Source organism: Nonomuraea sp. NPDC003201 (assembly GCF_053590415.1).
Map to the genome: position 1 here is coordinate 1 of NZ_JBSFTC010000454.1, position 6658 is coordinate 6658.

The 6658-nt window shown below is 70.2% G+C and carries 7 protein-coding genes; 2 read left to right on the forward strand and 5 right to left on the reverse strand.

The window, feature by feature from the left end; translation table 11 throughout:
- From ACWDX9_RS57595 to ACWDX9_RS57605, 3 genes are all read right to left on the reverse strand, one after another.
- Positions 1-530 (reverse strand): complex I subunit 1/NuoH family protein (locus ACWDX9_RS57595; protein ID WP_449971670.1); only part of this gene is annotated, 530 nt, incomplete at its 3' end.
- A gap of 57 nt (positions 531-587) precedes the next feature.
- A complete protein-coding gene (locus ACWDX9_RS57600) occupies positions 588-1388 on the reverse strand; it encodes a helix-turn-helix domain-containing protein (RefSeq protein ID WP_449971685.1) in 801 nt (266 codons plus the stop codon).
- Positions 1389-1411: 23 nt separating this feature from the next.
- Positions 1412-2365: an aminoglycoside phosphotransferase family protein gene (locus ACWDX9_RS57605; RefSeq protein WP_449971673.1), complete on the reverse strand. Its 954-nt coding sequence runs from the start codon at positions 2363-2365 to the stop codon at positions 1412-1414.
- Positions 2366-2502: 137 nt separating this feature from the next.
- On the opposite strand from ACWDX9_RS57605, the gene ACWDX9_RS57610 reads away from it, so the two are divergent.
- Positions 2503-2955: a hypothetical protein gene (locus tag ACWDX9_RS57610; RefSeq protein WP_449971676.1), complete on the forward strand. Its 453-nt coding sequence runs from the start codon at positions 2503-2505 to the stop codon at positions 2953-2955.
- A 53-nt stretch (positions 2956-3008) separates the two neighbouring features.
- On the opposite strand, the gene ACWDX9_RS57615 is transcribed toward ACWDX9_RS57610, so the two are convergent.
- Together ACWDX9_RS57615 and ACWDX9_RS57620 are read right to left on the reverse strand one after the other, a co-directional pair.
- A complete protein-coding gene (locus ACWDX9_RS57615; RefSeq protein ID WP_449971679.1) occupies positions 3009-3584 on the reverse strand; it encodes a dihydrofolate reductase family protein in 576 nt (191 codons plus the stop codon).
- Positions 3585-3604: 20 nt separating this feature from the next.
- Positions 3605-3823, reverse strand: a complete 219-nt coding sequence (locus tag ACWDX9_RS57620) for a hypothetical protein (protein WP_350735869.1) — start codon at positions 3821-3823, stop codon at positions 3605-3607.
- Positions 3824-4223: 400 nt separating this feature from the next.
- Between ACWDX9_RS57620 and ACWDX9_RS57625 the strand changes: the two genes are divergently transcribed.
- Positions 4224-6632: an ExeM/NucH family extracellular endonuclease gene (locus tag ACWDX9_RS57625; protein ID WP_449971682.1), complete on the forward strand. Its 2409-nt coding sequence runs from the start codon at positions 4224-4226 to the stop codon at positions 6630-6632.
- Positions 6633-6658: the final 26 nt, after the last annotated feature.

Genomic DNA, 6658 nt, shown 5'->3' on the forward strand with positions numbered 1-6658 from the left:
ATGGCGATCTCGTACGAGACCACCTGCGCCGCACTTCTGAGACCGCCCAGCAGCGCGTACGGCGAGCGCGACGACCATCCGGCCAGCACCACGCCATAGACCGACACCGCGCCCATGGCCAGCATGAACAGCACCGCCACCGGCAGGTCCACCAACTGCAGCGGCGTCTGCACGCCGAACAGGTTCACGACCGGCCCGAACGGCACGATCGAGAAGGCCAGCATCGCCGGGACCACCATGATGACCGGGGCCAGCAGGTAGAGCCCCCGGTTCACCGTGCGCGGGAAGAGGTCCTCCTTCAAGCCCATCTTGATCGCGTCGGCGACCGACTGCAGGAGGCCGAACTTCCCCGCCCGGTTGGGTCCGTACCGGTGCTGCATCCGCGAGATCAGCTTGCGCTCGAACCAGACCCCGAAGACGACCCCCAGCGCCAGGAAGAGGAACACCATCACGGCCTTGACGATCGTGATCCACAGCGGGTCCTTGCCGAAGTCGGCAAGGGTGGGATCGGCCGCGAGAACGCCTGCCATGACGTGTTGCCCCTTCCTCTCCCCCGGCACCCGTTCGGTCCGGAGCGGAAGGTCACGCTAGCCGGTGAGCCGATCGGTGTATTGAACGAATGCGAACAGCTGTTTCGGCGTCATCTGCGCCATCGCCCGCATCTCGCGGGTGAGGTGCGGCTGGTCGGCGTAACCGCAGGCGACGGCCTCGTCCAGGGTGGTCGAGGGCCGTCTCCACGTGTCCACGGTCCGCTGGAACCGGGCGATCCGGGCCACCGTCTTGGGCGACAAGCCCACCACCCGGCGGAATCCGAGCTCGATGTACCGACGGCTGACACCCAGCTCACCGGCGAGGGACGCGATGGTGGGCGGACCGGCCGGCTCCTGCAGCCGCCACCAGGCGTGCATGATCAGGCCGTCGGGGCCGGCGTCGGGACGCAGCCACGCCGTCAGCCGCTCCTCCAGCAGCCCGAAGCGGTCCGCCCAGCTCGCCGACGCGATCAACCGGCCGGTCAGCTCCTCGGCGCGGGTGCCGAGGAGGTCTTCCAGACGCGCGCTCGTACCGGCGACCTCACGTAGGGGCGTCCCCGTCAGCGCCGACATCCCGGCGGGCGTGAGCCCGACCGCGACCCCGTGACGCCACGGCGTGTGGGCCGAGAACGTCGCGGTGGCGCGGGGACCGGTGACGATCGGGCCCATGCCGGTGAAGTCGATGATCAGGGTGGCCGCGTTGAGCGGCAGCATCCGGCTGGGGTGGGCGGGCTCTCCCGCCCGGGTGCGAAAGCCGGCCCACCCCAGCACGTACGGACGCAGGTGGGGCGGTGGCAGGCGGGTGAGCATCTCGTACGGCTCCGCCTGTGGCTGCGTGGGCAGCGAATGAATCGCCATCACACCGGCAAGCCTGCCCTATCTCACGTCGCTGGCAAGTCGATCCCGGCTTGCCCTTGGGGAAGCGATCGATCAGCGATGAGGCGTCGCAGCGCGGCGTGGGCGGGTGGGCCCCACGTGGCCTTGCCGCCTCGGCGGCCCCGGACTCCCGCTTCACCGATGAGGATGCCGCTGAGCGCGCGCAGCACCGCCCATCCGCGGGCGCGGCGCAGGGTCGCGGCGTCCGGGGCCGGCTGGTAGGCGTCATAAAAGCGGTCGGCGGCGCCGTCCGGCAGCAGAATCCAGGCGGCGGCGAGGTCACAGGCCGGATCGCCCGCGAAGAGGTCGCCGAAGTCGATCACGCCGCAGACGGTGCCGTCCGCGGTGAGGACATTGGCCGGATGCAGGTCGCCGTGGAGCCAGAGCTCCGGGCCCGCCCAGTCGGGCGCGGCGGCGGCGTCCTCCCAGACCGCGCGGACGGCGTCCGGGTCGGGAATGAGCCCCATCTCGGTGGCCGAGGCGAGCTGCTTGGCGAAACCTCCGGAGTAGGCGGCCAGCCGCCCTCCGCGGTCCCGGCCGGTGGGAGCCTGGTCGGGGGCAGGTTGGTGCAAGGCCGTCAGGAAGGCGGCCAAGGCGTCGGCCGCCTCCGCGGCGCGCGTGACGGGGGCGCGGTCGGCGGGCTCGCCCGGCACCCAGGTGGTGACGATCCAGGGTCGTGGAAACAGCGCGGAGGGCTCGCCGAGGCGCTGCGGGACGGGAACCGGCAGCGGGAGGCGCGGGGCGAGAGCGGGCAGCCAGGTGTGCTCCTTGCGCAGCAGCTCGTCCGCGTCCCGTGTCGCCCAGGGCAACCTGACGGCGAGGTCGTCGCCGAGCCGCCACAGCTGGTTGTCCCAGCCGCGCGCGCCGAGCCGCACAGGGTGATCGGCCAGGTCGGGGTGCTGGTCGCGCAGCAGATCCCGTACCAGCTCCGCGGTGATCTCGATCTCGGTGTGCGTCATGCGGAGCAACAGTAGCCGGATCGCCATCCGTGCAGGACGAACGACGAGGACGCCGTTCAACGCATACTCAACGCCCGCTCAACACGCTCAGCGGCACCTTCTTATCAGGTCACTGGAAACAAGAAAGGCAGGTTCCCATGCGTCTCGCAAGCATCTCCCTCGCCCTCGCCGCCACCGCCTCCAGTCTGTCCCTGGTGACGGCCGCACCGGCCGTCGCGGCCCCGGCGGCACACAGCGAGGTCTCGACCCACGCGAGTACAGCGACGATGGCCGGCTGGCACACCCAACGGCACGAGGCGCTGGGTCCGCAACGGGGGTACTTCTCGACCTCGACCTGGCAGCGGCCCTCGGGGGTACGCGTGATGCAGATCAAGGCGCGCTGCTGGGGCAACGACTCGCAGTTAAAGGTCGACCTCTGGTTCCTGCGCCGCTGGGGTGGCGGTGAGAAGGTCGCCAAGTCCGGCAAGTGGGCCTGCAACGGCCAGTACGGCATCGTCCGCATCAGCAACGCCGGGCACTCGACGTACTGGGCGTCCTTCTCCCTCAGCAAGAAGCACACCGTCGAGTACTGGGTGCAGTACTACAAGTAGCCCGCAATCAGGAGCGCACCACGCGGCCGCCGGGATCGCCTCCCGGGCCGGCATCACCTGGGAGGCAACCCCTCAAGGGCGGTGGACGCATGAGCGACGTCGGCGAGCGGCGGCGTACCGGCACCCAGTACGACGGGTGCGAGGTGCAGTGTCAGCACGTCGACCAGCCCGGCCTCGAGCGCCGAGCCGACCGTGGCGCCGCCGCCCATGAGGACGACGTCGAGGTCCTCGCCGCGATGCGCCGACGCCGCTTCCGCCCGCTCACGCGCGGCGGCGACGGCGACGGCGACGGCGACGGCCAGGCCGGTGGTGACGAATGTCCAATCGAGGTCGGTGAGCCGCACAGAGTCCGGCGGCGCGTTCGTCACGACGACGAACGCGGGCTTGCCGACCTCGCCCGCGCCGTACCCGTGGTCGTCGTTCCAGCCTTCCGGCCCGTCGACCAGGTCGAAGAGCCGGCGACCGAGGACGACGGCGCCCGAGCGGGCGGTCGCCTCGCGCAGGACCCGGCGGTCGTCGGGGTCTTCGGAGAACGCCCACGCGTGGCCGTGGGCGCCCGGGCCTTCTGGCAGGTCACCGGCTGGTGTCGCCTCGAGGGCCAGCCGGTGCGGGCTGCGGGCATGGGTCAAGCGAGCGACGGCGTCAAGCGCTACCGGACCCAGAGTTCCCAGTAGGTGGCGCTCCCTGAGCACTCGTACTCGTTCCAACCCTCACGGACCCACATCTGGCCGGCGTCGACGCAGTTGTGCTTGCTGGTGTACACGCCGATATACGTCCAGGCGGCCGCCTGAGCAGAAGCAGGAGTGCTGACCACGCTGACGATCGCGGCGGCCATGCCGGCTACCAGAAGCCCTGCACGAAGACGCATCCGTTCCTCCTTGAAACCCGGGAGCGATACAGCAAGATCATGCTGGAAGGACGCATCCAAACACAAGTGTTCAGCAAATCTGTTCACGATCAGTTCAAGCCGGGCGGCGGGCATCGCGGGGAGCCGATGTGCTCATAAGCGATGCGGAGATCGGCCGAGGTGGCGGGCGCGATCGCTCTCGGCCCTTGACCGCCGACGGCTGACGACCCGGGCGGCGGCAGGTGCGGGCTCGATCGACGTCATGGGGCCCGCCGAACAGCGGCGAGCCCGTCAGCGTCGGCGTGCGGTACCAGGCCAGGAGGGCGATTGTCACACATTGACGGATCGACACCTGAAATTTCATGACCCATCCATGCTGAATACAGAGTTTTTGGCCGTTTGTCGGTTTACGCTCCCCCGCATGCCAGTCAAGTCCCGGGCCACAGCGATCCTCGTTGCGGCCGGCGTTGTCGCCGGTGCGATCGCAGCCCTTTCCTCACCCTCTTCGGCCGCGGCCCCCGGAACCGTGGTCATCAGCCAGGTCTACGGCGGAGGCGGCAACTCCGGAGCCCCCTTCACCAACGACTACGTCGAGCTGTTCAACCGCAGCGACGCCCCCGTGTCCCTGGACGGCTGGTCCGTGCAGTACACCAGCGCCGCCGGCACCGGGAACTTCGCCTCCAACAAGGCCGACCTCTCCGGCAGCATCGCCCCCGGCCAGTACCACCTCATACAGCTCGCCGCCGGCAGCACCCCCAGCGGCGCGCTGCCCAAGCCCGACAGCGTCGGCTCCGTCAACATGAGCGGCACCGCGGGCAAGGTGGCGCTGGTCCGCTCGAGCGACGGGCTGGCCTGCAACGGCTCCTCCACCCCCTGCGCCGACGCCCAGCTCGCGCTGATCGCCGACCTGGTCGGGTACGGCACCGCGAACTTCTCCGAAGGGACCCCCGCCCCCGCGCTCACCAACGCCACCGGCGCGTTCCGCAAGGGCGGCGGCTGCACCGACACCGACGACAACGGCGCCGACTTCGAGACCGCGGCCCCCGCGCCGCGCAACACCGCCACCGCCGCGGCCCCCTGCGGCGGCGGTGACCCGTCACCGTCCCCGACGGCCACCCCGACCGTCACGCCGACCGTGACGCCGACCGTGACGCCGACCGTGACGCCGACCCCCACCCCGACCCCGACCGTCACGCCCACCGAGAGCTGCGACACCGCGCCCACTCACCGGATCTCCGAGGTGCAGGGGAGCGGCGAGTCCAGCCCGGTCGCCGGTCAGAACGTCCGGGTCGAGGGCGTCGTCACCGGCTCCTTCCAGAGCTCCGGCCAGTTCGGCGGCTTCTACGTTCAGGAAGACAAGCCCGACGCCGACCCGGCGACCTCCGAGGGGCTGTTCGTGTTCTCCTCCTCGCCGGTCAAGACCGGTGACCGGGTGCTCGTCTCCGGCAAGGCGATCGAGTACAACGGCCTCACCGAGATCTCGCCGGCCACCGCCGTGACCGTGTGCGGCACCGGCGTGATCAAGCCGGCCAAGGTGAAGCTGCCGCTCAAGACAGGCGTCACGTTCGAGCGCTTCGAGGGCATGCTCGTCACGTTCAAGGGTGACCTCGCCGCCTCCGAGATCTACAACCTCGGACGGTTCGGTGAGATCACCCTCGCGGGCGGCGGGCGGCTGTGGCAGCCGACGGACCGCGAGGGTGTGAACACCGAGAAGGACGCGCGGCGCGCCGTCCTCCTCGACGACGCCTCGAGCGTGCAGAACCCGCCCGTCCTGCCGTACCACACCGAGGGGTCGAACACCGTCCGCATCGGCGACGAGGTGAAGAACCTGACCGGCGTCCTCACGTACGGCTTCGACGCCTACCGCGTCCAGCCGACCAAGCCGGTGGTCTTCAGGGCCGAGAACCCCCGCCCCGCGAAGCCCGCCAAGGTCGGCGGCGACGTCCAGGTGGCCAGCCTCAACACGCTCAACTGGTTCACCACGCTCAAGTCCCGCGGAGCCACCACCGCCGCGGAGCGTGACCGCCAGCTCGCCAAGCTGGTCGCCAACATCACGACGCTCAACCCGGCCGTGGCCGGGCTGATGGAGGTCGAGCGCAACAACGACGTGGCGCTCAACACCCTGGTCGACGCGCTCAACGCCAAGGCCGGCGCCGGCACGTACAAGGCGATCACGCACCCCAACCCGGGCACCGACCTCATCCAGACCGCGCTGATCTACCAGCCGGCCAAGGTCACCCCGACCGGTCCGGCGCGGTCGTCGTCCGACCCGATCTTCAACCGGCCGCCGCTGGTGCAGACCTTCGCCAAGGCCGGCGCGGGCGGGAAGTCCTTCACGGTGCTGGTGAACCACTTCAAGTCCAAGGGCTGCACCGACGCCGACGGCCCGGCCTCCGGCGCCGACGCCGACCAGGGCGACGGGCAGTCCTGCTACAACGCCAAGCGCGTCAAGCAGGCCAAGGCCGTGCTGGCCCTGATCGACAGCCTCAAGCTGCAGAACGTGCTCGTCCTCGGCGACATCAACGCCTACGGCGAGGAGGACCCCATCCACGCGTTCGAGGACGGCGGGCTGACCAGCCTGAGCAAGAGGTACGTCAAGAAGGACGACCGCTACAGCTACGTCTTCGACGGCCTGTCCGGTGAGCTCGACCACGTGCTGGCCGACAGGAGCGCGGGCAAGCTGGTCACCGGAGCTACCATCTGGCACATCAACTCCGACGAGGGCCGGTTCATGGACTACAACACCGAGTTCAACCCGCCCGCCCTGTACGCGCCCGACCCGTTCCGCTCCTCCGACCACGACCCGCTGCTGGTGGGCCTGAAGCTCTGAGACCGTACGCGGGCCGCGGCGGCGAC